This is a genomic window from Salinivibrio sp. MA607 (assembly GCF_001996245.1).
GTDB classification, from domain to species: Bacteria; Pseudomonadota; Gammaproteobacteria; order Enterobacterales; family Vibrionaceae; genus Salinivibrio; species Salinivibrio costicola.
The window spans coordinates 82,054-106,862 of record NZ_MUFJ01000006.1 but is presented as its reverse complement, the minus strand read 5'-3'; the positions used below and the strand labels follow the sequence as shown (position 1 = coordinate 106,862).

Here is a 24,809-nt window from a genome sequence, read left to right as displayed (position 1 = left end):
CTTAATAAGTACGTGCTTTCGGTGGGAAAGCGTCACGATGCACAGGCGCCATATTGACGTCGCGCTTGGACATGGTTTCCGTTTCTGGGTTATAGATGGAGTGACACAACCAATTCTCGTCATCACGCTCTTGGTAGTCGAAGCGCGCATGAGCACCACGGCTTTCCGTCCGATAATACGCGGAGACCGCCGTTGAATAGGCAGTTTCCATCAGGTTCTCCAGCTCCAAACACTCGACGCGCTGGGTGTTAAACTCTGTTGATGTATCATCAAGGCGTGCTGTTTTGAGTCGCTCACGGATAGCATCCAACTCTTTCAGCCCTTTTTCCATCGCTTCACCTTCTCGGAACACCGAAAAGTTTTCTTGCATACACGCTTGAAGGTCTTTGCGAATTTCTACTGGGTCTTCACCCTGCTGAGTACTATTCCAGCGATTGACGCGAGCCAGAGAGGCTTCAATGTCTGATTCACTGGCATCTCTTGCTTCCACCTGCGCTGCCAAGGTTTCCCCTAGGTGTAACCCTGTTGCACGGCCGAAGACAACCAAGTCTAAGAGCGAGTTGCCCCCTAAGCGGTTGGCGCCATGTACAGAGACACTGGCGATTTCACCGCAGGCAAAAAGCCCTTGAACTTCGATATCATTGCCCAGTGGATCTTGTTTAATGGCTTGGCCGGATACTTGCGTTGGAATGCCTCCCATCATGTAGTGACACGTTGGGATAACAGGAATCGGCTCTTTGATCGGGTCGACATGTGCAAAAGTGCGCGACAAATCCAAGATACCCGGCAAGCGCGATTCCAGTACATCTTTGCCGAGATGGTCGAGCTTCAGCTTAATGTGTGGGCCCCATGGCCCCTCACAGCCGCGTCCTTCACGGATCTCGATCATCATTGATCGGGCAACCACGTCACGACCAGCAAGGTCTTTTGCATTAGGCGCATAACGCTCCATGAAGCGTTCACCATCTTTATTAAGTAGATAGCCACCCTCACCACGACAGCCTTCTGTCACCAAGACACCGGCACCCGCAATGCCTGTGGGGTGGAATTGCCACATTTCCATGTCCTGCATCGGTACGCCAGCACGGAGCGCCATACCGACACCATCACCGGTATTGATGTGCGCGTTAGTGGTTGACTGATAAATACGGCCTGCGCCCCCAGTCGCCAACACGGTTGCTTTCGATTTGAAGTAACAAATCTCACCCGTTTCCATGCACATCGCCGTTGCACCGACAATCACTCCATCTTGGTTTTTGACCAGATCAAGGGCATACCACTCTGAAAAAATCGTCGTTTTGTTTTTGATGTTTTGTTGGTAAAGCGTATGCAATAAGGCATGGCCAGTTCGGTCTGCTGCCGCGGCGGTACGTGCCGCTTGCTCGCCCCCAAATTCTTTTGATTGACCGCCAAAGGGTCGTTGATAGATCGAACCATCTTCAAAGCGAGAAAAGGGTAATCCCATTTTCTCTAGCTCAATGACTGACTGCGGGCCTGTTTTACACATGTATTCGATAGCGTCTTGATCACCAATATAATCGGAGCCTTTGACGGTATCGTACATATGCCATTGCCAATTATCCTTGTGCGAGTTACCCAGTGCCACTGTAATCCCGCCCTGTGCTGACACAGTATGAGAGCGAGTTGGGAACACTTTAGATAACAGCGCACACGTTAGGCCCTGCTCGGATATTTGCAGTGCCGCGCGCATACCGGCGCCACCTGCTCCAATAACGATTGCATCAAATTCGCGAACTGGAATACTCACTTACACACCCCACAATACAAAGAAACCGGCAAACACATAGATGAGAAGCGTGGCGACAACAGCAAGCTGTAATACACCGCGCAGCAAGGCTGGCTTGATATAATCAGTCAACACCTGCCACATCCCAATCCAGCCGTGGATCAGCACAGAGACCAGGGCCAACATGGTAAAGACCTTCGTGCTGGTCTGGCCGAAAAACGCTGTCCATGAGGCATACGTAATCTCAGGGCCAAAGACGGCAAAACCGACCATATAAAGTGTGTAAAGTGTGATGAGAATCGCAGTAGCTCGGACCAGCACATAATCGTGCACACCGTTGCGACCCACCGATGAAATATTTTTTGTTACCATACTAAAACCCCCGCCAACACAGCTAGCACGCCTGCAATTACAAACGAGACTTGGGCACTTTTTGCCCCCGACTCCAGCTCTTCAAAGTAACCCAGGTCTTGGATTAAATGACGAATCCCGCCAACGATGTGATAAGCCAGCGCCGTCAAAATGCCCCAAAGTACGAGCTTGACGAAGAAGGTATCGAGTATCGCAGCAGCAGATTGAAATCCATCAGGAGAAGAGAGAGACAGGCTAAGCAGCCACAGTAGGATGGCGATCGAAACAAAGGTGATCACACCTGATATCCGATGCAAAATAGACGCAGTCGCTGTAATGGGGAAGCGAATCGTCTTAAGGTCGAGGTTTACGGGTCTTGACTTTCTTTCTTTCACGATATTGCCCACTCAGCTCTATTGAGCATTTATAGTTATTACACTCTCTGAACCTCAGTACTCAAAGCGTAAGACCTGCAACATCTGCGTAACGCGCTTCATGTACCTTATTGCTTATAACTGCAATTCTCGGTGAATGGATCACGTCAGTTAGGAAAGGTGTTTGAGCCCCTAAACGCTCTAGGATACTGATTTGCCCAGAGACCTCGAAAAAGTATACGTGGCGTAACAGACAATTACAAACGCACAAAATTGACCGGAATCTCACAACAGATATTTAACCCCCATTGCAAATAAGTTATTAACTAACGCACATAAGTTATTAACTGACGCACACATCGATAGGTTAAAAATTGACATAATAGAGGTCGATCGGTAAAACGGTCGGGTCCGTATCCTGGATGGGATTATAAAATAACAAAGGAGATTGTTATGGCAGAGAAGAAAGCTACCCTACATATCGAAGGGAAAGCACCAATCGAACTGCCGATTATCGGAGGCACTGTCGGCCCGGATGTGATCGATGTGCGCAAGCTAGTCAATGAAGGTTACTTCACGTTTGATCCAGGGTTTGTTGCGACAGGATCTTGCGATTCGCAAATCACCTACATCGACGGCGAAGCAGGTGTTTTACTGCACCGTGGTTTTCCGATAGATCAACTTGCCAATAACGCTGATTACTTAGAAGTCTGTTACATCCTGCTCTACGGCGAAGTCCCTACAAAAAAACAATACGATGGTTTTCGTTCCATGATCGTGCGCCACACCATGGTTCACGAACAAATCGCGAGTTTCTTCCATGGTTTCCGTCGTGATGCTCACCCTATGGCCGTTATGGTCGGGGTTGTAGGGGCGCTTGCCGCGTTCTACCACGATTCTCTCGACATCAACAATGATAAACACCGTGAAATTACGGCGTTTCGTTTGCTGTCGAAGATGCCTACCCTGGCGGCTATGTGTTACAAGTATTCGATTGGCCAGCCATTTATTTATCCACGTAACGATTTGGACTACGCAGAGAACTTCCTTCATATGATGTTTGCCACACCATGTGAGGAATATGAGGTGAATCCGGTAGTTGCGCGCGCGATGGATAAGATTTTCACCCTACACGCGGATCATGAGCAAAACGCCTCAACATCCACGGTACGCCTAGCGGGATCATCGGGAGCCAATCCGTTTGCTTGTATTGCTGCCGGTATCGCGTCCTTGTGGGGGCCGGCACATGGCGGGGCCAATGAAGCTTGCTTGCGCATGCTCGAGCAAATCGGCCATGTCGATAACATTCCTGAGTACATTGAACGCGCTAAGGATAAAGATGATCCTTTCCGCTTAATGGGCTTTGGTCACCGGGTTTATAAGAACTATGACCCACGTGCAACGGTCATGCGCGAAGCATGTCATGAAGTGCTTGAAGAGCTACAAATTCAAGACCCGTTATTGGATGTGGCGATGGAGTTAGAACGCATCGCACTCTCCGATCAATACTTCATCGACAAGAAATTGTATCCGAATGTCGATTTCTACTCGGGCATCATCCTCAAAGCCATCGGTATTCCAACATCGATGTTTACCGTTATCTTCGCGATGTCGCGGACGATCGGTTGGATTGCTCATTGGAACGAAATGCATACGGATCCACACAAGCGCATTGGTCGTCCACGCCAGCTTTACTCAGGCTATACCCAGCGTGAATTCACGCCGATGGGTAAACGCGATTAACTGCGACACCTTGATGATAGAGCTAACGAAGCCGCCTCGATGGGCGGCTTTTTTTATGCGGGATTGTCGATATCGACAAAGTGCGTGGTAAGCCCATGATGGTCAGCTAACCACTCACCCAACGCTTTAACTCCATAACGCTCTGTTGCATGGTGCCCCGCGGCAACATAATGCACACCCTGCTCGCGCGCTGAAAACGTGGTTCGCTCAGAAATTTCACCCGATAAATACGCATCCATGCCTTGCTCGGCGGCTAAGTCGATAAAGTCTTGCGCCCCTCCCGTGCACAGGCCGACGGTCTCTATCCGTGCTGTCCTGCCACCGTCAACGACAAGTGGCGTTCGGTTAAGCACGGTCGCAACTTGTTGCCCGAATTGGCCAAGTGTCATCGGTGTTGATAATTTGCCATAGACAGGAATGGAGACTGGATTATTGGGCTCCAAGCCACCTATGAGCTCAATCCCCAATCGTTTGGCTAGCTGGGCGTTGTTGCCTAATGTGGGATGGATATCAAGCGGCAAATGGTAACCGTATAAGTTGATACCGTTTTCAATCAACATCTTAATCCGCTGATACTTCATGCCGCGTATTGATTGCGACTCACCACGCCAAAAGTAGCCATGATGAACCAAGATAGCATCGGCTTGATATTCAATTGCTTTATCAATTAAGTCTTGGCAGGCCGTCACGCCAGTGACAATGGTTTGTACGTTATCGCGGCCTTGAACTTGTAATCCGTTTGGGCTGTAGTCTTTAACTTGTTCAGGTTTCAGTTCAGCATTAAGCAGGGCTTCTAGCTGGAAATTATTCATAGCAATCACATTCACTTGCGAGACAATGGCAACAGTGTAACCTGACAAGCAAAGATAAAAAAAGCGGCTAGCATTAATGCTAACCGCCTTTTTCAACCACACGAAGTTGCGCGTTTAAGTCACATCTTCGCGGGTTACAGATAGCCCCCAGCTTTCTCGGACTCAGCCAGCCATACAGGTTTGGTGCTGTCTTTAAGCCACACTTGGTGCAAATGGCTATAAATACGAGAAGCCAGCGATGGCGCAATCAGCGTTGGCAGGCAAGTGATACCCGCCACTACGACAACACAACGACGCAGAACAACACGGGTTTTATCGAACGGTTTATACATAGCTAACCTCACTCATCTGACCAGTTATGTGTGAAGTCTATCATTAGTTTTGTAGTATTACTACATTTTGCTGCTTTTTTATCCTAAAAATACGCTTTTGGCATTAACAAACGATTAACAAGGTAATTAAATTACATTATGGATTATCTGCGGTCACACCACTCACCGGACGCATTGTTTGCCGATAAGGAACAAATACAGGCGGATATAAAATGGCTACAACGCCAATTTCCGTTGTTGTCTTCTGAGCAATTTTCGCTGGTGCCGCACGGACTTTTCTCGGCCGTCTCGGTATCGGCATCTAAACCGTACGCGGGCCCTAGGCGAATTGGCTTTTATTATCAATGGTTGCTCACTGAGTTAATCCATCATCATCCTCACTTGCGACTAGAAGCAGAGGAAATACAGGTTAATGAGGCTGGAAAAACACGAGGTGCCATTGATTTTTTGATTGAGTACCAAGGGCAGTTAGAACACTGGGAAGTCGCGGTAAAATTTTATCTTGCTCATCAGAATCGCTGGCTGGGTCCGAACGCCAAGGACGCACTCGATATCAAAGTTGCGCGCATGATTGACCATCAATTGGCTCTGTCGAGTCATCCAAGCTTTTGCCAACAGTTTCCTCATTGGCGGCCCACCCAAAAACGCTTAATGGTTCAAGGCCGGCTTTACCGTCATTACAGCCAGGATACTGACCTGCCCGACTGGCCTCCCGTTAATGCGGCAAGTGTCGGTGGTTGGTGGTGCTGGCCTGACGAACTGCCAACAGACAGAGAATTTGCCATGTTGGCCCGCGATCAATGGTTATCTCTACCAGAATTTGGGGAGTTATCCCCCATTGTCCCAGACAGTCTCGGTAACATAGACCGCACGTGTCATTTGTTAGATAACACACAAACACCTTGGTTCGTGGTGCCGAACACTTGGCCTAATAACGCACCTTCGCCCACCCCACAAAAATAAAAAGCGCGCACTTAATCGTGCACGCTTTTTGCAAACGGAGAACGGAAACAGCGCGCTAGACGCCCTGTTGCTCAAACACGCGATCGACAATTTGTTGCGCTTCCTGTTCAATCAAGCGCAAGTGTTGCTCGCCTTTAAAGCTCTCACAGTAGATTTTATAAATGTCTTCGGTTCCTGATGGGCGAGCCGCAAACCAACCATGATCTGTGACCACTTTGAGTCCGCCAATTGCCGCGCCGTTACCTGGTGCATGAGTCAATTTAGCAGTGATGACATCCCCTGCTAAGGTGTCAGCTATCACCATTTCCGGACGCAGTTGGCTCAGCACCTGCTTTTGTTGCGCGTTGGCGACCGCTTGCAAACGGTTATAGGCAGGATCCCCATGTTTATCCGCCAGCTTTTGATAATAAGCCTGTGGTGTCAGCCCCGTCACCGCCAGGATTTCTGCCGCCAGTAAGCAAAGAATAATACCATCTTTATCGGTAGACCAAGGCTGACCATCAAAGGTTAAAAACGACGCCCCCGCACTCTCTTCACCGCCAAAGCCAAGCGTCCCCTCATGCAAACCAGGCACGAACCACTTGAAGCCGACCGGGACTTCAACCAGCGGGCGTGATAAGTCATTGACGACTTTATCGATGATGGCACTAGACACCAGTGTTTTACCGACACCTAACCCTGCAGGCCACTGCTGACGATGTCGGAATAAATAATCAATGCACACCGCCAAGTAATGATTAGGATTCATCAAACCGGCGGGGGTCACAATGCCGTGACGATCAAAGTCGGGATCATTACCAAAAGCCAAGTCATAATCGTCTTTATAAGCGAGCAACCCAGCCATCGCATAAGCAGACGAACAATCCATCCGGATAACGCCATCACTATCGCGCGGCATAAAGCCAAACGTCGGGTCGACATGATCGTTAATCAAGGTAATATCGAGTTGATACTGAGTCGCAATCTGTTGCCAATAGGCGATACCTGCACCACCTAAAGGGTCAACAGCCAGCTTTAATCCCGCTTTTTGAATAGCTTCAATATCAACCACCTGAGTCAGACCGACAACATAAGGGGTCACGAGATCTTTTTCAACGTAATAGTCGCTGGCCATCGCCGCATCAATATCGATGTGTTGAACACCCTCTAAATAGGTATCGATGTATCGATTGGCTCGGGATTCAATCGCCCTGGTGATTTCTCCCTCTGCCGGCCCGCCATGTGGTGGATTATATTTAATGCCGCCATCTTGCGGTGGATTATGTGAAGGGGTAATGACAATGCCATCCGCTTGTTCAGCATGATCACGATTATAAGCCAGAATTTGCTGGGAAATGCCCGGTGTTGGCGTATAGCCCTGATTTGCCTGTGCGATAATTTGCACCTGATTCGCCGCCAACACTTGTATGACCGCCCCAAACGCAGGCGCAGACAATGCATGTGTATCTTTACCGACAAACACTGGCCCTGTGATGCCACGGGCTTGGCGTTCATCACAGATTGCCTGCGCAATCGCTAAAATATGATCACGATTGAAGGTGGTGCTTAATGCGCTCCCGCGATGACCTGACGTACCAAAAGCAACTTGTTGTTCGGGTTGCCCTGGTCGAGGTTGAGCTTGGAAAAAACGCGTAACAAGCGCAGGAATATCACACAAGTCTGCTGCTTGTGCGCGTTGTCCTGCTTGGGGATGCACTGCCATATTTCTCTTCTCCCATGAGTGGCATAGATTAAATCGCGTTCACAACCTTCTCGGTCAAATCACTGGGGAACTGCATTTTTTCCATCAACTGCTCCACCATTTGGCGTTTACGACCAGTGTTGGTATTGGTGATGACCCAAAAAGGTGTATCTGGAATCTGTTTAGGTTTGGTTGTTTTGCCGCTTTCCAACAGTGTTTGTGGATTATCGGAAAAATACAGACGAGTACGTCCTTTTAACGCCATACCATCAGCAAAACCTTGCTGATCAACACGGTATAAAGTGGTTAGGACAAGCATAAAACGGCCTATGGCACGATCTTGTGCGGCAAACTCATCTGAGATCAAAAGCGTTCGCATCGCTTTGACACGATCAGTGGACACACTCCGTCCAGCATCTTTACTGACAACAATGCCACTAGAACGAGAGGACGTCGTCGGCGCAGCTTGACTGGGCTGCGGTGCCGCATCCGACAGTAATAGGCGACGTAAAATGTCTGATGCACTTTCGCCAATATGCTGGGTTTGGCTGGCAATATAACGGTATAGATCGTCGTCAACCTCAATCGTTTTCATTGTTTTTCATCGCGTCCTGTTTATCGTTTGACGGGGCGATTATACAGAGATAGATAGGTATACTCTACGTTAAAGCCAGTAATCTGAGAGAAAAGCAACGTGTTGTTAAATGGAAAATCTCGTGGTGAGGGGTCACCACTCGTATTAATCCACGGTTTATTTGGGGATCTGGATAATTTAGGTGGGCTAGCTAAAAGCCTTGCTCAGCATTTTTGTGTCTATCAGATTGATCTCCCCAACCATGGACAGTCCTATCATACTAAGAGTATGGATTATCAAAGCCAGTCAGATGCTGTGGTTGCTTGGATGAACGCGCAACGTCTTGAGACGGTCACGCTGGTGGGCCATTCGATGGGCGGCAAAGTCGCCATGGCCATCGCCCAGCGTTTTCCCGAGCGCGTCTCGCAGCTGGTTGTGATGGACATTGCCCCCGTCGACTATCAAGTTAGCCGACATGACAATGTCTTTAACGCACTACGCGAGACCCAAACAGTTACCTTAGAAAATCGCCAGCAAGCGCAATCGATCATGAATCGATCGATCGAAAACCCAGGTGTGACCCAATTTTTATTGAAATCACTCTATAAAACCGATCACGGTCACTACGACTGGCGCTTTAATATTGATAATCTTTATCACGGTTATCGTGACATCATGGGGTGGACAGCCTTTGGACCGTATTCAGGCCCAACATTATTTGTTAAAGGACAGAACTCTGAATACATCCAGTCTGAGCATCGCGATACCATTGTCGCGCAGTTCCCCCATTCAAAAGCGCACATGGTGGCAGGCACAGGGCATTGGCTACATGCAGAAAAGCCAGCCGTGGTCGCAAGTGTCATCGAACGCTTTTTAATGCCGGGCGAGCGTTAACAGTTAAGCAACCCTTGTGGTATATTGCGCCGCAGAAGTCGGTGCTCAATGGAGGCACGCATGCTTTACGAGCACTTTCAATTGCTCGAAAAAATTGGTCTAGATCTCGTCTTCGCCGCGATTTTCTTTTTTATCGGCATGGCAATTAAAGACGTGTTACGTGAGGGCAACGTACCAGTATTCGGTCGACGGATCGTCTGGTTTGTGCTCACGCTAGGCTGTGTCGGCTTTATCGTAAAAGGGGTTATTCAATTGGTTTGGGAAGGCGTCGGTATCGGCTAACCCAACGGAGAATAATCGCCTATGCATATGGGTGTGAAAAAGCACGGCTTTTTCTTAAATTCGAGTTAGTTGCAAACAGCAACCCACTGACAAAAACGGGTATTTTTATATGGCGAGTGTAGGTCTCTTCTTTGGTAGTGACACAGGCAACACTGAAGCAATTGCGAAAAGCATTCAAAAGCAGCTGGGCAAGCAAATGGTCCACGTGCAAGACATCGCGAAAAGCAGCAAAGAAGATATTGATAACTTCGATCTGCTGCTGATCGGGATCCCAACTTGGTATTATGGTGAAGCGCAGTGTGATTGGGATGATTTCTTTCCCGAGCTAGAGCAAATCGACTTTTCCACCAAACTCGTTGCCATTTTCGGCTGTGGTGACCAAGAAGATTACGCAGAGTACTTCTGTGATGCAATGGGCACAGTGCGTGATATTATTGAAGCCAAGGGCGCGACCATCATTGGTCACTGGCCAACGGAAGGATACGAGTTTGAAGCCTCGCAAGCCCTTGTGGATGATAGCCATTTTGTCGGCTTATGCGTTGATGAAGATCGCCAACCAGAGTTGACCGACGAACGTGTGAGCAAATGGGTTAAGCAAATTCACGAAGAAATGTGTTTAGCCGAACTCGAAGACTAAAACACACTGATTCGAGAGACGAAAAAACGCCAAGGCGAGCTTAGCCTTGGCGTTTTTTATTACGCAGCTTCTTTGGGCGAGATATCACGGTATTGCCGTTTCTTTCTCACATACAGCGTGCGCTTGACTTCTGCAACCACCTCGCCATGTGCATCTTTCACATGTACCACAAATTCGGGTAACACCTTGTCGCCCCGCCCTGCCTTGTGCTGAATATCAGTTAATACCGCTTCGCTGATCACAAAATCTGCATATAAATCGGTGGTCCCAGGCTTGATAAAATTGATATCAGCTTGCTTGTCCCACACATGGTACTGTGGTCCTAAAATACCCATTAACATCAATGCGTAAACAGGATCAGTTAAGGAGAAGATACTGCCGCCATATTGAGTACGATTGGCATTTTTGTTCCACCAACGTAACTTCAATCGCATATTGACACGTTTAAAGTCAGGGCTGATGTTTTCAATACGAATACCGGCCCCCCAAAACGGTGGCCAGCTATTAAGTGCCCACTTCACCACTCGTGGCTTATAGAAACGATTCATGGTCTATTGACTTCCTTATCTGGTCCAACCAGGTAATATTCACATCTTGTAAACATTGATGCAACCACAGATGAACAATTTTCGTACGCAGAAAGCATGGCTGATGTAGCGAGAGCAGTGCAATTTTGATAGTCTTATAGAATATTTCCTTGCTAATCCAACTGTCTTCACAGAGACAGAAAACAGGTAGATACACATGTCAGACAATAACCAGGCGTTGAAGCAAGCTGGGCTGAAAGTCACGCTCCCACGACTCAAGATCCTAGAAGTGCTGCAACAGCCAGATTGCCAGCACATCAGTGCCGAAGACCTGTATAAGAAGTTAATTGATCTAGGCGAAGAAATTGGCCTAGCGACGGTCTACCGCGTATTAAACCAATTTGATGATGCGGGCATTGTAACGCGTCACCATTTTGAAGGCGGTAAATCGGTCTTTGAACTCGCGACACAGCATCATCACGATCACTTAGTTTGTCTTGATTGCGGTAAAGTCATTGAGTTTTCTGACGACTTAATTGAAGAGCGTCAGAAAGAGATTGCCGCCCGCTTTAATGTGAAATTAACCAACCATAGCCTGTATCTGTATGGCCATTGTCAGGAGGGCGACTGCAAAGCCGATCCTTCCATTCACAACGCAGATTAATCGATGCTCACCGACTAGCGGTGTGACATAACAACAAAAAAGCCGGCGTGATAAACACGCCGGCTTTTTATTACTTCCCTTCTATTTTCGCCCAAGTATCCCTTAGGCTCACTGTTCGGTTAAAAACAAGTGCATCGGGTTGGCTATCTTTGTTATCGACACAGAAATAGCCCGTCCGCTCGAACTGATAACCTTTTTCAGCCGGCGCATTCTGCATACTTGGCTCGACATAGCCTTGCTGTACTTGCAGTGATTCTGGATTAATCGTCTCGGCAAAGTTATCTGCACTTGCTGGGTTAGGTACCGTAAAGAGGCGATCATACAAACGGAACTCAGCAGGTAACGCCTTATCGGCAGATACCCAATGAATAACGCCTTTGACTTTACGACCATCGGCTGGGTCTTTCCCTAACGTATCGGGATCGTAGCGACAATACACCGTGGTAATATTGCCGTCTTCGTCCTTGTCACAGCGTTCTGCTTTCACCACATAGGCATTACGCAAACGCACTTCTTTGTCTAACACCAGACGCTTATATTTTTTGTTTGCTGATTCGCGGAAGTCTTCGCGCTCAATCCAGATTTCACTCGAGAAGGGTACCTGGCGGGTTCCCATTTCGGGTTGGTTCGGATGATTCGGCGCGTCAAGCCACTCAACACCGTCTGTTTTGTTTTCAATCACCAGTTTAATGGGATCAAGAACAGCCATTGCGCGCGGTGCGTTGTCGTTCAAGTCGTCACGGACACAAGACTCCAAAGAGCTCATTTCAATGGTGTTGTCTTGCTTAGTGACACCAATACGCTGACAAAACTCACGAATCGACGCCGGTGTATAGCCGCGACGACGTAAGCCAGAGATAGTCAGCATACGTGGGTCATCCCAACCATTAACGAGTTGTTCTTCCACCAATTGATTGAGTTTACGTTTCGACATCACCGTGTATTCGAGATTCAGACGGCTAAATTCATACTGATGAGGCGTACAATCAATGGTGATGTTTTCCAGTACCCAATCATACAATCGACGGTTGTCTTGAAACTCTAACGTACAAAGTGAGTGAGTAATGCCCTCAAGCGCATCAGAAATGCAGTGGGTGAAGTCATACATTGGGTAAATGCACCACTTATCCCCAGTTTGGTGATGATGGACAAAACGAACGCGATAAAGCACAGGATCACGCATCACCATAAACGGCGATGCCATGTCTATTTTGGCTCGTAGACAGGCTTTTCCTTCTTCGAACTCTCCCGCGCGCATTTTCTCAAACAGTGCGAGGTTTTCTTCAACAGTACGCTCACGGTAAGGGCTATGTTTGCCCGGCGCCGTCAGGGTACCGCGATACTCGCGGATCTCATCGGGCGTGAGCTCTTCAACATACGCCAATCCTTTTTTAATCAACTCGATGGCATAACCATAAAGCTTATCAAAGTAGTTTGAGGAGTAACGCACCTCTCCCGCCCAATCAAAGCCTAGCCACTGCACATCACGCTTGATTGACGCGACATACTCAACGTTTTCTTTCTCTGGGTTGGTATCGTCAAAACGCAGGTTACATTCACCCTGATAGTCTTGCGCAATCCCAAAATTCAAACAAATTGATTTAGCATGGCCAATGTGCAAATACCCATTCGGCTCCGGTGGGAAACGTGTCACGATCGCTGTGTGTTTCCCTTCCGCCAAATCTTTATCAATGATTTGGCGAATAAAGTTAGTGGGACGAGCTTCAGCATCACTCATCAAGGTTACCTCGTATCAAAAATGCGAATTTTAAAGCTACATAGACGTTATGATCGCCTATTCCGCCCTCTGACTCAACCCGTTGTTGTGATTGTCTTTGCTACGCCCTCTTAATTGTTACTTTTTTAGACGAAACCAACATGCTCAGTGGATAAAAAAAAACGCCCAGCAACCCGCTGAGCGTTTTCATCGTCATTATTTATCATTCAAACTAAGTTTAAGGCAACGACACCTTGGAGAGATCTTCATCTTCAGGGATCTGCTTGAGCTCCCCGGCAATAATCTCTGCCAATGGACCGAGGATAACCTGCAAATTATTTTCGCCGAGTTTGACCACGCCCATCGCACCAATCGCTTTCAGCTTCGCTTCATCAACAATATCACGGTCAGCAACTGACAGACGCAAACGCGTAATACAGGCATCAATCGAAGTCAGGTTTTGATGGCCGCCTAATGCTTTCAAGTATTGACGCGCAAGTTCACGGTTATCACTCTTGCCATTATTGTTGGCAGGCGCACTTTCAACCGCGTCATCTTCTCGACCTGGCGTTTTCAAGTTCATTGCCATGATAGCCGCTCGGAAGGTGGCATAGTAGAGCACAAAGAACACCAGCCCCATGACAGGAAGCATATACCACTCGTTGGCGACGGGGTTTTTCGAAGACAACACCAAGTCAACAAGGCCTGCCGAGAAACCAAAACCTGCCGTCCAGTTGAACGTTGCAGCAATGAACAACGAAATACCGGTCAAGAACGCATGCAAGACAAATAGCACTGGCGCGACGAACAGGAAGGCAAACTCAAGCGGTTCAGTCACCCCGGTAAAGAAAGACGCAAAACCTGCAGCAATCATGATCGATGCTACACGTGCTTTATTCTCTGGGCGAGCGGTGTGATACATAGCCAACGCTGCACCCGGTAGGCCAAACATCATCACGGGGAAGAAACCGGCCATATACATGCCTGTAGTGCCTTTAATCGCCTCACCAGATTCTAGGCCTTGCGCACCGAGCCAGAAACGACCCAAGTCATTAATCCCGACGGTATCGAACCAGAATACCGCATTCAGCGCATGATGCAGCCCGACTGGAATAAGTAGGCGGTTAAAGAAGCCGTAAATACCAGCACCGGCGGCGCCTAAGTTGGTAATGCTTTCACCGAAGTGAACCAGGCCACCAAACACCACAGGCCAGACAAACATCAGTACAAACGAAATGGCGATAGCCACCACAGATACAAGGATAGGTACCAAGCGTTTACCACTAAAGAAGGCTAACGCTTTTGGCAGCTCAACGCCGCTATAGCGATTATAAAGCTCAGCCGACACCACACCAATCAAGATACCGATAAACTGGTTATTGATTTTGCTAAACGCTAACTCATTGTTACCCAGAGAAATATCGATTAAACCAATTTGGCTAACCGCGCCTGGGGCACATAACGTGGTGATCACCATAAAGCCAACAAAGCCCGCTAGTGCCGCCGCACCGTCTTTATCTTTTGACATCCCATATGCCACACCAATGGCAAATAAGACGGACATGTTATCAATGATCGCCGCGCCTGACTTAATCATAAAAGCAGCAAGGGCATTATTTGCGCCCCAACCGGTTGGATCCAGCCAGTAACCGACCCCCATTAAGATCGCAGCTGCAGGTAGTACCGCTACCGGCACCATCAGCGCACGACCTATACGTTGTGCATAACCAAGAATATTCACCGTCGTTCCCCCTGTGTATTTTTCTGTGTTCAGCAATTGTGCGTCTATGCGCCTTTGCTGGAACCACCACTTGAGCATTCACTCAAGGACTTTTTATTAAATCACTTCTTTTGTAAAGCAATGTTACTCACTCGCAGTTTATGTCAATAAATTCGCTTCGCAAATTAAACCCGTGCTATTTGTGAGAATCATCACCGAATAACCCCAAAACAGAAGAAAATTGTTAGCCTGATCATAAAACTTATTTTATGATGAAAATAAATGCACATATCCGTTATGCTAGAGCCTAGATTCCGGAACCGATTACCGAGGTGATTCATGCGACTCATTCCTTTACAAACCAGCCAGCAAGTTGGTCTTTGGTCGGCGCGTTACATCGTCGATACCATTAACCAGTTTGCCCCGACCGCAGACCACCCTTTTGTGTTAGGTTTGCCGACCGGTGGCACCCCACTGAACACCTACAACCAATTGATTAAACTTCATAAAAAAGGCGAAATTAGCTTTGAACATGTGGTGACATTCAATATGGACGAATATTGTGGTATCCCGGCCAATCATCCGCAGGCCTATCGTACCTTTATGTATGAAAACTTCTTTAACCACATTGATATTCAGGAAAAAAACATCAATCTGCTTGATGGAAATGCGACCGATATCGAGGCGGAATGCCAACGCTATGAAGGAAAAATCAAAGCCTACGGCAAAATTCATCTCTTTATGGGCGGTGTGGGTAACGATGGCCACATTGCATTTAATGAACCGGCCTCTTCGTTAGCATCGCGAACTCGGATCAAAACCTTGACCGAAGACACGCGTGTGGCAAACTCTCGCTTCTTTGATAATGATATCAATCAAGTGCCAAAACACGCGCTCACCATCGGTGTTGGTACGCTACTCGATGCCGAAGAAGTCATGATTCTGGTTACTGGTGCCAATAAAGCGCAAGCGCTCGAAGCGGCGGTGGAAGGGTCCGTCAATCATCTTTGGACCGTCTCGGCACTGCAGCTTCATCCCAAGGCCATGATTGTGTGCGATTCGCCCTCAACCGCAGAGCTAAAAGTCAAAACGGTGAAGTACTTTCAAGAGCTTGAAGCCCAAAATATCCATCATTTATAAGGAATTTAAGCATGTATGCCCTAACCCACTGCCGGATTTTTACTGGCCATGAGGTACTTGATGATCATGCCATCGTCATTCGGGAAGGCCTGATTGCAGACGTATGCCCACAACATGCGCTTTCCACTGACATTGAAACACGCAGTCTAGAAGGTGCGATGGTTAGCCCTGGTTTTATTGATCTGCAGCTGAATGGCTGTGGCGGCGTGATGTTTAATGATGACATTACGTCCGATACCATCGATACCATGCACCAAGCGAATCTTAAATCAGGTTGCACTAATTTCCTGCCTACTCTGATCACCAGCTCTGATGCCGATATGAAAGCCGCTGTCGCGGCAATGCGGGACCATAAAGCCAAGCACCCGCATCAAGCAGTTGGGTTGCATTTAGAAGGACCTTATTTAAATACTCAAAAAAAAGGAATTCATAGCGCTGATTATATTCGCCCAAGTAGCGATGACATGATTGCCTACTTATGCGATAACGCAGACGTCATTACAAAAGTTACTGTCGCGCCCGAGCTCACCCCCCGCGCCCATATCCAGGCGCTGACAAAGGCAGGGATCATTGTCTCGGCAGGACATACCAATGCGACCTACGCTGAAGCAAGAGAGGGCTTCGCCAATGGTATCGGCTTTGCTACGCACCTGTTTAATGCCATGACATCGATCACAGGGCGCGAGCCTGGGATGGTCGGTGCGATTTATGATACTCCCGATGTTTATACCGGCGTGATTGCTGATGGCTTTCATGTGTCATATGCCAATATTCGACTCGCGCACCAAGTAAAAAGGGATAAATTAGTGTTGGTTACCGATGCAGTCGCACCAGCAGGAGCTGACATGGATCACTTTATTTTTGTAGGTAAGAAAGTATATTACCGCGACGGTAAGTGTGTTGATGAAAATGGTACACTTGGCGGCTCAGCATTGACGATGGACCGAGCGGTGCATAACAGTGTTGAGCATGTAGGGATCGCCTTGGATGAAGCCTTGCGGATGGCGACGCTCTATCCTGCTCGCGCAATGGGCATTGATCAGCATTATGGCAGTATTCGTCCCGGAAAAGTCGCGAATCTTGCCATTTTTGACCGTTCAATCAACATTCAAGCAACGATCGTAAACGGGCACTATTTACACAGCTAGGACACCTATGACTGGCGGAAAAATTGGGAATGTCGATCTCGTAAAGCAACTGAACGGCGCAGCCGTTTATCGACTCATTGATCAACAAGGGCCTATTTCACGCATACAAATTGCTGATGTGAGTCGACTGGCTCCTGCAAGTGTGACAAAAATAACCCGCCAACTCTTGGAAAGAGGCCTGATCAAAGAAGTGGCGCAACAGGCCTCAACCGGTGGACGTCGCGCCATTTCACTGACCACCGAGTGCGCCCCTTTTCATACGCTTGCCGTGCGATTGGGGCGTCATTTTATTGAGCTATCTTTGTATGACTTAAGCGGTGCCTCACTGGCTGAGCACGGTGAAACCTTTCATTACCAAGATCAAGACCAGTTGGTCAAAGGCTTAATCGATATCGTGAGCCAATTTATTGATACCCACCAACATGCCATTAGAGAGCTCATTGCCATTTCGGTTGTGATGCCAGGTTTGGTCGACCCAGATTCTGGTGTGGTCGAGTACATGCCCAATATTAATATTCAGCAACTCGCGCTCGCCGATACACTGCGCGATGAATTTGGCGTGCAAGCCTTTGTTGGCAACGATATTCGAGGACAAGCACTCGCTGAGCACTACTTTGGCGCCAGTCAAGACTACTACGATTCAATGCTGGTCAGTGTGCATCACGGAACCGGGGCAGGGATTATCGTCAATGGCCAGATTTTTCTCGGTTACAACCGGAATGTGGGTGAACTCGGCCATGTTCAAATCGACCCTCTCGGTAAAAAATGCCAATGTGGTAACTTTGGCTGCCTGGAAACCGTCGCATCAAACGAGGCCATCATTGAGCATGCGCAGCAATTATTGGCTCAAGGTCATCCCAGCAGCCTAACGCACGATCAAACGTTAACCATCGAGGCCATTTGCCAAGCCGCCGAGCAAGGCGATGAGCTGGCCCGTCAAGTCTTAGTCAAAGTCGGTAATCATTTGGGTAAAGCGATCGCGATGACGGTGAACCTGTTTAACCCGCAGCTGGTTGTCATTGCGGGTAAGATCACCGCCGCCAAAAGTGTGGTATTCCCCGCCATTGAGCGCTGTGTAGAAAACCAGTCACTGCCAAGCTTCCACCAAAAACTGGCGATCGTTAGCGCGGATTTACAAACTCAGCCGACTATGGCGGCGTTTGCTTTAGTCAAGCGTGCGATGCTGAACGGTGAACTCCTTCAACAGTTACTCGAAGAATAATGCTATCGGGCTTGCTCCTCTGTAAGCCCGTTTTTCTCCCTTTTCACATTTATCCCTCATCGGCCAAGTTAGCGACTATTTTACATTCACAGACTGACGACAAAACGTGTACATTATAGCCACGTGACAGACAAGACGTTGTCTCATTCAACTCTGGAATAAGTATAAAATATGGAACTGGTTTTTATCTCAACCGCTTTTGTTAGTGGCTACATATTAATGCGCTGCCACCTTCCCCCCTTAGTTGGCTTTCTGCTCGCCGGTTTTGCTCTCCATGCAATGGGGTACCAATCCACCCCCGTGATCACCCAGCTGGCCGAACTAGGGGTCACCCTTCTCCTTTTTACAATTGGGTTGAAGCTCGATGTCAAAACGCTGTTTGCCAAAGAAATTTGGTTTGGAGCCACCGCGCACAATGTGCTGACAACCGGCTTTTTTACCTTAGCGCTAATGGGCCTGAAAGCCTTGAGTCTTCCCATGCTATCAAGCATGGGCCTGTCAGAGATGCTGCTACTCGGTTTTGCGTTATCTTTTTCTAGCACCGTTTTTGCGATTAAAGCCTTACAAGATAAAGGCGAACTCAACGCGACGTATGGTACCTTGGCGATTGGCATGCTGATCATGCAAGACATCTTCGCGGTGATCTTTTTGACAGCCATCTCAGGAAAAACACCTGATCTGACCGCATTATTGTTATTCGCTTTGCCTCTGCTCAAGCCCGTACTCGGCAAGCTACTCGATAAGGCAGGCCATGGGGAAATGCTGGTACTCTACGCTATTTTCCTTGCACTGGTTGCTGGCGCCGGGCTATTTGGCGCGGTCGGGATCAAGCCTGATTTAGGCGCGCTCATCTTGGGAATGTTACTCGCCAGCCATCCCCGCGCATCAGAAATGGCTAAATCTCTATTTAATATTAAAGAGTTATTCTTAATCTGCTTTTTCCTCAATATTGGCTTATCCGAGCAACCTACTTGGCAAAGCTTTAGTTTTGCGTTGATTTTAATGTTACTGCTGCCGATAAAAGGCATTTTGTATTATTGGGTCGTTAGTGGTTTTCGCTATCGTGTGCGCACCGCGCTGTTTACCACCCTTACCTTGTTTAACTTCAGTGAATTTGGTCTCATTGTCGGTGGACTGGCGTACCAAACCGGATTAATGCCTGGGCCGATTCTTGTCTCTATTGCGATCGCGGTCTCGCTCAGCTTTATCTTCTCTGCGCCGCTAAATACCTTTAGTAACGCGTTGTATACATGGGCCTCGCGCTGGTTACCCGAGCGTGCTCCAGATAAACTTCACACCAGTGAACAACCCATTAATCTCGGTGACGCCAGCATATTGGTATTGGGGATGGGGCGTATCGGCACGGGCGCTTACGATGAATTGGCAACCACTCACCAGCAGCCCATCGTGGGGATTGATACCCGAGAGGAATCCGTCGCTCACCACCAGCAAGAAGGACGGCAGGTGATCCTGGGTGATGCCACCGATCCCGACTTTTGGTCCCGAGCGGTCTCAAATGGCAACGTATCACTGATTTTACTTGCGATGCCCAATAGCCAAGCCAATACACTGGCACTGGAACAAATCCGACAAACGCCCTTTAAGGGCAAAGTGGCCGCGATTGCTAAGTACCAAGATGAGTTGGAGCAACTTAAGGCTCTGGGTGTAGACGAAGCCTTTAATATCTACCAAGAAGCAGGCAGTGGCTTTGCCCGCCATGTGCGAGAGCGCTTTTCGTCATCGGCTGACTAGCGCCGTTTTATCGCTGTTTTCTCCCTTATGACGCACAAGACGCTGACGCTTCTTGTGCGTTTTTGTATGTTATCTGTGCTATTTTTAGTTTTTATTCGCTATTTATCGTTATTTTTAAATAATATTCATCACTGGCACGATTTAGATAACGAATTTGTTTTACCTGCTTGTGCATTTCCTCTCCCCAAGGCACAGTGTCTCTACATTGTGGCCACCACGTTGGCACCATATGACTGCCACAGCACATGGCTGCCACAGCACATCAATCAACACTATGGAGAGGAAAATTATGTGTTCAATCTTTGGAGCGCTCGACATTAAAACCGATCCGCAACAATTGCGTGACGTTGCGCTCAAAATGTCAAAAACCATGCGCCATCGAGGGCCTGACTGGTCGGGGATCTATTCATCAGATAAAGCTATTTTGGTCCATGAGCGCCTTGCGATTGTCGATCTTAACAGTGGTGCACAGCCACTTTATAACCCACAACAAACCCAAGCTTTGGCAGTGAACGGTGAGATCTACAATCACAAAGAGCTTCGTGCCGAATTCGCGGCGGATTATCCGTTCCAAACAGAATCAGATTGCGAAATTATTTTGGCGTTATACCAAGAAAAAGGCGCTGAGCTGCTGGATTACTTAAACGGTATTTTTGCCTTTATTTTGTACGATGAAGAGCAAGATGCCTACTTGATTGGCCGCGATCATATTGGCATTATTCCGCTGTATCACGGCCATGATGAGCACGGTAACTATTATGTAGCGTCAGAAATGAAAGCACTGACACCGGTATGTAAAACCATCAGCGAATTCCCTCCTGGTCACTTTTTATGGAGTAAACAGGGTGAGCCTGTCCGCTACTATAAGCGCGATTGGATGGACTATGATGCCGTCAAAGACAACCGCACCGATAAAGCCGCGCTCAAAGAGGCGTTAGAAAGTGCCGTACATCGTCAGCTCATGACCGATGTGCCGTATGGCGTATTACTCTCTGGCGGGCTCGATTCTTCCGTGATCTCTGCGATCACCAAACAGTTTGCGGCGAACCGCGTTGAAGATGATGACCAAAGCCAGGCTTGGTGGCCGCGTTTGCACTCATTTGCGATTGGCCTTGAGGGCGCGCCTGACTTAAAAGCAGCCAAAGAGGTTGCCGATCATCTAGGGACTGTTCATCACGAATTCACTTACAGCATCCAAGAAGGGCTAGACGCCATTCGCGATGTGATTTATCACATTGAAACCTATGATGTGACGACTATTCGCGCCTCTACACCTATGTATTTGATGTCACGCAAAATTCGCGCGATGGGGATCAAAATGGTGCTCTCCGGTGAAGGCGCCGATGAAGTCTTTGGCGGATATTTGTATTTCCACAAAGCGCCTAACGCACAAGAATTCCACGAGGAAACCGTGCGTAAACTGCTCGCACTAAACATGTTCGATTGTGCCCGCGCCAACAAATCGATGGCCGCCTGGGGGGTGGAAGCCCGTGTGCCTTTCCTCGATAAAGCATTTTTGGAAGTGGCGATGCAAATCAAACCGGACGATAAAATGTGCGGTAACGGTAAAATGGAAAAACACATCATTCGTGAGTGCTTTGGCGATTTACTGCCTGAATCAGTGGCATGGCGACAAAAAGAGCAGTTTAGCGATGGGGTTGGCTATGGCTGGATTGATACCTTAAAAACCATTGCCGACGAAAAGGTCAGCGACCAGCAGTTAGCCACCGCTGAATTTCGCTTTCCATACAACACGCCGACCACCAAAGAAGCGTATATGTATCGTGAGATCTTCGCAGAGCTTTTCCCGCTCGACGATGCGGCGAAATGCGTTCCAGGCGGCCCATCAATTGCTTGCTCAAGTGCCAAAGCCATTGAGTGGGATGAATCTTTCAAAAACCAGGCCGATCCCTCTGGCCGCGCCGTACGCACTGTCCATGAAAAGGCGTATCAATAACAGCGTCCTTATCCTCGCAATAAAAAACCGCCAAATTGGCGGTTTTTTTATTCGCATTCAAAGCCTCTCGCCTTAGCGTTCCCAGTAGGCTTCTTCCAGGCTATCTTCACGTTCTGGCAACCCGCGAGAAAGACGTGGTGAGTGCTGCGCCAATACCTCATAGCTCACACGGTTGGCGTATTTACACACCTGAGAGAAAGACGAGTAGGTCAAAAATGGATACTGGTGTTTACGCGAGTTAGGCACATTGTCACGGTGGTAACGGTTGGCTGACATATCATGCAGCAACGCAGAGAGTGCACCGTCACCCGCGCCATTGGTATTTTTAATCCGTTCCGGTCCCCCCATATAAGGAGCAATATGCGAATACACTTTTATTGGGTTTTCGCAATCGGCTTTGATCATTGGACGGCTGAACTCATACATATTGAACTCAGGAATCGCACCAGGTAGCAGCGGTAGTGACGTTTCACGTTTAGCTTTGTCTTCACTGTAGCCGGCCATATACAGGCCAATCGGGCCTGCGGTGCAAAGCACCATGTCCACCCATTGTAGCGTCGCGTCAGCCGCCAATAGTGGATCACTTTCTCCGGTCAACGCCTCGCCTTCATCTTCGTTCATGGCAACCACACTGACGTGTTCAGCGAGAAAATCGCGCCACCACTGTGGATTTTGTTCAATCACATATTTGGTGCCCAATGTCATGACTACCGGCACGTTATGCTTTTTGGCATATTTGATCGCACGCATGGTCGCATCTGGCATCGGATCGCCTTCTTTACAACGGACCAAGTACGCAGTCAGTACCAACGCCGAGGCGTTTTCAAAGATATGCTCAGGAATCGAATCAGGATGGAGTTGGTTCATCAAGCCTTCGTTGATGGCAAACGTACGCTCACCGCAATCGCCAATCAGCGCATAGCAACGACCAATCGGGCCTTGAACCGGTTGCAGGTAGTTCAGATCCATCCGGCTAGAGGTGTTACACAAATACCGATAAGAATAACTACCAATACGAATATCCTGACTCATTACCCCTAGCAAGATCGACTGATCGTCAGCCAATGCGGAATAATTGTGTAAGGTATTACCAATGGTGCCGCCGGCAAACTCATGCGTCACCAAGTTGTTATCTTTTAGCTCTTGATACAAGGCTTCGGCACGCTCATCATCAATCACCAATGAGTGGCCCTTGCTTAAACCATAACGTTCCAGAAACTCATCACCTACTTTCGCTTCTATATCGACCAAGGTTTGATCAATGCCGATGACATGAGGGCGCTTAAAGCCGCGGTCCGTGGCAGGATTGAGCAAAGGATCCCGGGCATGAACCGGAAAGTAGTGTTTAGACTTACGTTGTCCTGGAAATTTCATGGTTCGTGTAACTTGGCTAATTGAAGGAAGGCGCGAATTCTATCACAGAATTTGCGCCTGCGTAGCGTCTGGCCTACGAATTTTCTTGCCTACCAGCCTTGCGTATGGTCTGCCACCAGCGCGGCAAGTAAATCAATGTGGGCCTTGTCATCGTTTAAGCATGGAATAAAACGAAAGGCTTCGCCACCGGCTTCTAAGAAGATATCACGACACTCTCCGGCGATTTCTTCTAAGGTTTCCAAGCAGTCAGATGAGAACGCGGGAGTCATGATATCTACCGTTTTGACCCCCTGGGCTGGCAACCCTTCCAAGGTTTTATCGGTGTAAGGCTTCAGCCACTCTTCACGGCCAAACCGTGATTGATAACTCATCATAATGGCATCATCTGGCAAACCTAATTCGGCTTGGAGCAACGCGGTGGTCTGTTGGCAATGCTGCGGGTACGGGTCGCCATTATCGGCAAAACGCTGCGGGATCCCATGATACGAACATAACAAGCGATCCCCTTTTCCATGCTGCTCCCAGTGGCGTTTCACCGACGCCGCCAACGCGGATTGATAAGCAGGGTGATCGTGATAATGATGCACATAGCGCAATTCGGGAATACGTGGTCGCCCTTTGAGTGATTTGGCTACTTTATCAAAGACCGCCGCCGTGGTGGTGGCCGAGTATTGTGGGTAAAGCGGTACGATTAGAACCTTTTCACAGCCTTGTTGCTCCAGCGTCTCAATGCCCTGGATGATTGACGGTGTACCATACGTCATTCCCAACGCAACTGGCATATCTACTTGTTTTGCTAACGCATCACGCTGACGTTTGGCATACACCATTAACGGTGAGCCTTCCTCCATCCATACACTTTGATACAGTTTGGCGACCTTGGGTGACCGTACCGGCAAAATCACGCCGTGCAATAATGGGCACCATAACCAGCGGGTTAAATCGACCACTCGGTGATCATGCAAAAACTCAGAGAGAAAGCGCTTTACCGCGGCGGGCGTCGGTTCATCTGGCGTCCCCAAGTTGACCAATAGCACGCCAACTTGGTGTTTATTTTCTGTCATTATGGTTGTCCTTGGCATCGGCTCAGTCAAAGAGCGAATAATAGTAATGAGTGACATGCAGCTTGCCATAAAAAAACCGGAGCGACTAATCGTCTGCTCCGGTTTCTGCTATCCGTCATACCGATGACGTCATA

Annotated in this window: 23 protein-coding genes; 11 read left to right on the top strand and 12 right to left on the bottom strand. The window is 48.4% G+C overall.

The window, feature by feature from the left end; translation table 11 throughout:
- Position 1 precedes the first annotated feature (1 nt).
- From sdhA to sdhC, 3 genes are read right to left on the bottom strand one after another with little or no spacing between them, the layout of a single operon-like run.
- Positions 2–1,768 (bottom strand): succinate dehydrogenase flavoprotein subunit, encoded by a 1,767-nt coding sequence (gene sdhA / locus BZG81_RS04770; RefSeq protein ID WP_021022457.1) that lies wholly within the window; start codon positions 1,766–1,768, stop codon positions 2–4.
- Positions 1,769–2,119, bottom strand: a complete 351-nt coding sequence (sdhD, locus tag BZG81_RS04765; protein WP_021022458.1) for a succinate dehydrogenase, hydrophobic membrane anchor protein — start codon at positions 2,117–2,119, stop codon at positions 1,769–1,771. It abuts the gene before it with no gap.
- Positions 2,113–2,505 (bottom strand): succinate dehydrogenase cytochrome b556 subunit, encoded by a 393-nt coding sequence (gene sdhC, locus BZG81_RS04760; protein ID WP_077676851.1) that lies wholly within the window; start codon positions 2,503–2,505, stop codon positions 2,113–2,115. Before sdhC ends, sdhD begins: the two co-directional genes overlap by 7 nt.
- 420 nt (positions 2,506–2,925) lie before the next feature.
- Here sdhC and BZG81_RS04755 point away from each other — a divergent pair, with 420 nt between their 5' ends.
- The gene (locus BZG81_RS04755) at positions 2,926–4,215 is read left to right on the top strand and encodes a citrate synthase (protein ID WP_077676850.1); all 1,290 of its coding nucleotides are present in this window, start codon (positions 2,926–2,928) and stop codon (positions 4,213–4,215) included.
- A gap of 53 nt (positions 4,216–4,268) precedes the next feature.
- Here the strand turns inward: BZG81_RS04755 and BZG81_RS04750 are convergent, their stop codons facing one another.
- A complete protein-coding gene (locus tag BZG81_RS04750) occupies positions 4,269–5,027 on the bottom strand; it encodes a Nif3-like dinuclear metal center hexameric protein (protein WP_077676865.1) in 759 nt (252 codons plus the stop codon).
- A 134-nt stretch (positions 5,028–5,161) separates the two neighbouring features.
- Positions 5,162–5,359: a DUF2517 family protein gene (locus BZG81_RS04745; protein WP_021022462.1), complete on the bottom strand. Its 198-nt coding sequence runs from the start codon at positions 5,357–5,359 to the stop codon at positions 5,162–5,164.
- 138 nt (positions 5,360–5,497) lie between these two features.
- Between BZG81_RS04745 and BZG81_RS04740 the strand changes: the two genes are divergently transcribed.
- Positions 5,498–6,322 carry a DUF1853 family protein gene (locus BZG81_RS04740; RefSeq protein ID WP_077676849.1) on the top strand — a complete coding sequence of 275 codons (825 nt, stop codon included), beginning with the start codon at positions 5,498–5,500 and terminating at the stop codon, positions 6,320–6,322.
- Between the two features lie 55 nt (positions 6,323–6,377).
- On the opposite strand, the gene pgm is transcribed toward BZG81_RS04740, so the two are convergent.
- Both pgm and seqA read right to left on the bottom strand, forming a co-directional pair.
- Entirely contained in the window at positions 6,378–8,024 is a 1,647-nt protein-coding gene (pgm, locus tag BZG81_RS04735) for a phosphoglucomutase (alpha-D-glucose-1,6-bisphosphate-dependent) (RefSeq protein ID WP_077676848.1), read from the bottom strand.
- 28 nt (positions 8,025–8,052) lie between these two features.
- Complete coding sequence (gene seqA / locus BZG81_RS04730; protein WP_021022465.1) at positions 8,053–8,598, bottom strand: replication initiation negative regulator SeqA; 546 nt, start codon at positions 8,596–8,598, stop codon at positions 8,053–8,055.
- Between the two features lie 99 nt (positions 8,599–8,697).
- Between seqA and BZG81_RS04725 the strand changes: the two genes are divergently transcribed.
- From BZG81_RS04725 to fldA, 3 genes are all read left to right on the top strand, one after another.
- Entirely contained in the window at positions 8,698–9,471 is a 774-nt protein-coding gene (locus tag BZG81_RS04725) for an alpha/beta fold hydrolase (RefSeq protein WP_021022466.1), read from the top strand.
- Between the two features lie 60 nt (positions 9,472–9,531).
- A complete protein-coding gene (locus BZG81_RS04720) occupies positions 9,532–9,753 on the top strand; it encodes a DUF2788 domain-containing protein (RefSeq protein ID WP_021022467.1) in 222 nt (73 codons plus the stop codon).
- A gap of 109 nt (positions 9,754–9,862) precedes the next feature.
- On the top strand, positions 9,863–10,390 hold the full coding sequence (fldA, locus tag BZG81_RS04715) for a flavodoxin FldA (protein WP_077460163.1): 528 nt from the start codon (positions 9,863–9,865) through the stop codon (positions 10,388–10,390).
- A gap of 59 nt (positions 10,391–10,449) precedes the next feature.
- Here fldA and BZG81_RS04710 read toward each other — a convergent pair whose 3' ends face one another.
- Entirely contained in the window at positions 10,450–10,938 is a 489-nt protein-coding gene (locus BZG81_RS04710; RefSeq protein WP_077460162.1) for a DUF4442 domain-containing protein, read from the bottom strand.
- A gap of 196 nt (positions 10,939–11,134) precedes the next feature.
- Here BZG81_RS04710 and fcrX point away from each other — a divergent pair, with 196 nt between their 5' ends.
- Positions 11,135–11,581: a ferric iron uptake transcriptional regulator FcrX gene (gene fcrX, locus BZG81_RS04705; RefSeq protein WP_021022470.1), complete on the top strand. Its 447-nt coding sequence runs from the start codon at positions 11,135–11,137 to the stop codon at positions 11,579–11,581.
- A 70-nt stretch (positions 11,582–11,651) separates the two neighbouring features.
- Here fcrX and glnS read toward each other — a convergent pair whose 3' ends face one another.
- Both glnS and nagE read right to left on the bottom strand, forming a co-directional pair.
- The gene (glnS, locus tag BZG81_RS04700; protein WP_077460161.1) at positions 11,652–13,319 is read right to left on the bottom strand and encodes a glutamine--tRNA ligase; all 1,668 of its coding nucleotides are present in this window, start codon (positions 13,317–13,319) and stop codon (positions 11,652–11,654) included.
- Between the two features lie 217 nt (positions 13,320–13,536).
- Complete coding sequence (gene nagE / locus BZG81_RS04695) at positions 13,537–15,039, bottom strand: N-acetylglucosamine-specific PTS transporter subunit IIBC (RefSeq protein ID WP_077460160.1); 1,503 nt, start codon at positions 15,037–15,039, stop codon at positions 13,537–13,539.
- A 318-nt stretch (positions 15,040–15,357) separates the two neighbouring features.
- Here nagE and nagB point away from each other — a divergent pair, with 318 nt between their 5' ends.
- The 5 genes from nagB (at position 15,358) to asnB (ending at position 22,237) form a co-directional block, all read left to right on the top strand.
- Positions 15,358–16,158, top strand: a complete 801-nt coding sequence (gene nagB / locus BZG81_RS04690) for a glucosamine-6-phosphate deaminase (RefSeq protein ID WP_077676847.1) — start codon at positions 15,358–15,360, stop codon at positions 16,156–16,158.
- Positions 16,159–16,169: 11 nt separating this feature from the next.
- The gene (gene nagA, locus BZG81_RS04685) at positions 16,170–17,306 is read left to right on the top strand and encodes an N-acetylglucosamine-6-phosphate deacetylase (RefSeq protein WP_077676846.1); all 1,137 of its coding nucleotides are present in this window, start codon (positions 16,170–16,172) and stop codon (positions 17,304–17,306) included.
- Between the two features lie 7 nt (positions 17,307–17,313).
- Complete coding sequence (gene nagC / locus BZG81_RS04680; RefSeq protein WP_077676845.1) at positions 17,314–18,528, top strand: DNA-binding transcriptional regulator NagC; 1,215 nt, start codon at positions 17,314–17,316, stop codon at positions 18,526–18,528.
- A gap of 171 nt (positions 18,529–18,699) precedes the next feature.
- Positions 18,700–20,280: a cation:proton antiporter family protein gene (locus tag BZG81_RS04675; protein ID WP_077575875.1), complete on the top strand. Its 1,581-nt coding sequence runs from the start codon at positions 18,700–18,702 to the stop codon at positions 20,278–20,280.
- A 289-nt stretch (positions 20,281–20,569) separates the two neighbouring features.
- Positions 20,570–22,237 (top strand): asparagine synthase B, encoded by a 1,668-nt coding sequence (gene asnB / locus BZG81_RS04670; RefSeq protein ID WP_077575876.1) that lies wholly within the window; start codon positions 20,570–20,572, stop codon positions 22,235–22,237.
- A gap of 72 nt (positions 22,238–22,309) precedes the next feature.
- On the opposite strand, the gene BZG81_RS04665 is transcribed toward asnB, so the two are convergent.
- Both BZG81_RS04665 and hemH read right to left on the bottom strand, forming a co-directional pair.
- Positions 22,310–23,611 (bottom strand): inosine/guanosine kinase, encoded by a 1,302-nt coding sequence (locus tag BZG81_RS04665; RefSeq protein WP_077460153.1) that lies wholly within the window; start codon positions 23,609–23,611, stop codon positions 22,310–22,312.
- 89 nt (positions 23,612–23,700) lie between these two features.
- Positions 23,701–24,675 carry a ferrochelatase gene (gene hemH, locus BZG81_RS04660; protein ID WP_077676844.1) on the bottom strand — a complete coding sequence of 325 codons (975 nt, stop codon included), beginning with the start codon at positions 24,673–24,675 and terminating at the stop codon, positions 23,701–23,703.
- Positions 24,676–24,809: the final 134 nt, after the last annotated feature.